Genomic DNA, 1,493 nt, shown 5'->3' with positions numbered 1-1,493 from the left:
CACGGTTTCATAGGTCACGCCAATGCCACGCGCCGCCAGCATTTCCTCGACCATGCGCAAGCTTAAGGGAAACCGGAAATACAACCAAACGGCATAGCTGATCACTTCCGGAGGGAAGCTATGGCGGCGATAAAGAGGGGCCTTGGCAGTCCGCATGCCGCTCGTCTACCCCCTCCGCCGCTCCAATTCGTTAACTTGACGGTACCCTCGTCGATGCGTCCACGAGTGCGGGTGCGTTCGGTGACGGCCTCATCATAGTGCTTCTTGGACCGATCCAGGCTTTCAACGAGCCGGGCGTGATCCGAGGCCAGAGTGTCGAATTTCTCCCGCTCTGCCTTTAACTCCGCAAGCCGCGTCTTGAGATCCACGAGTGCGCCGCTGCGCGCCCGAAATTTGTAGAAGCCATCTGCCTCGGCCTTGAGATCGATGAGCTTTTGGCTGAGATGAGAAAGGCCTGCACTCGCAGAAAACAGCAATTGTCCGATATCGCCCTTACTTGCCAGAATGCTTTCGCCGCCCTTCTCGAGTGTCTCGTCGTCGAGCGAGAACATGGTGCGATAGGCGTCACGCTCGATGCCGCCGAGTTCGCCGCGAATTGCGCTTTCCGGGATAGGGCGATCATCGGCGTCGAGCAGGCTGTTCTGCGGCCGCTTGATGCGCGCGAACTCCCGCGTTTCACCGCCGAACTCCAGCGCTCCGCCAATCCGCATGGTGGAATAGGGGTGGAGGAAATCGAACGGACTCTGCGTCGCGATTCCGAACAACAAGTCGAGAAACGCGGTAAAGGCGGTCGATTTGCCGGCTTCGTTCGGTCCGTAGATGACATGCAGGTCCGGCTGATCGATGGGCCGTTCGCCGAAATCGATGCTGTGGTCGGTGAATTTCCCGTACCGGGTGAGGTCGAGGCGGCGCAGGCGCATGACTCAGCCGCCCTCGCCGGTAGGCTCAAGGCGCGCCATCACGCTTTCCGCTCCGTCACGCACCAGGCGCGTGAGCGCCTCCCTGAACGACGCCTCGTCGGCGCCGAAGGCGTCGCGGCTTTCCGGCGGGAGCTGCGCTCTTATCTCCTGAGCCATGCCGACGAGTTCGTTCTGGAAGGCGTCGGAGGTGAGTATGTCCTCCTCGATCACGCGGCGGAGCTCGAAGAGCGGATCCTCGGATGGCTCCTCCCAACGCTCGGCCGGACGGCAGACGATCTCCAGCTTCTCAACCCAGCAGGTCCCAATGACCGAGGCTCTGTCGTCCGCTTCCGCCTTCAGCAGATCCGTGTCCCGGCGAATCCGCCAAGCCAACGGAGTTACTCCCTCTATCCTAACCCGCGCGACGAGATGATCTGAATTAACCTTGCTGCGCTTCCTTTCCAAGGCACGCGATATGGCAGACACTAGTACCCGGAATCAGAGCTGAGTGATACGGCGGCCTTTGAAACGGCGTTGACGGACCTTTTTCTTGGTCCAGACGAAGGGCTCGGCTCTGTCGTTGTATGCGTTGAC

General features: G+C 60.5%; 2 protein-coding genes and 1 pseudogene. All 3 read right to left on the bottom strand.

Annotated features, from left to right (window positions below; all coding sequences use genetic code 11):
• Positions 1–156 (bottom strand): annotated as a pseudogene (locus QJT78_RS51160) (IS6 family transposase); the annotation flags it as partial.
• Positions 102–920: an AAA family ATPase gene (locus tag QJT78_RS51155; protein ID WP_028181693.1), complete on the bottom strand. Its 819-nt coding sequence runs from the start codon at positions 918–920 to the stop codon at positions 102–104. The gene QJT78_RS51155 and the pseudogene QJT78_RS51160, both read right to left, overlap by 55 nt.
• 3 nt (positions 921–923) lie before the next feature.
• Positions 924–1,292, bottom strand: a complete 369-nt coding sequence (locus QJT78_RS51150) for a hypothetical protein (protein WP_028181692.1) — start codon at positions 1,290–1,292, stop codon at positions 924–926.
• Positions 1,293–1,493: the final 201 nt, after the last annotated feature.

The sequence above is a fragment of the Bradyrhizobium sp. Mp27 genome (assembly GCF_029953005.1).
Classification (GTDB): domain Bacteria; phylum Pseudomonadota; class Alphaproteobacteria; order Rhizobiales; family Xanthobacteraceae; genus Bradyrhizobium; species Bradyrhizobium barranii.
This window is presented reverse-complemented; position numbering and strand designations above follow the sequence as displayed.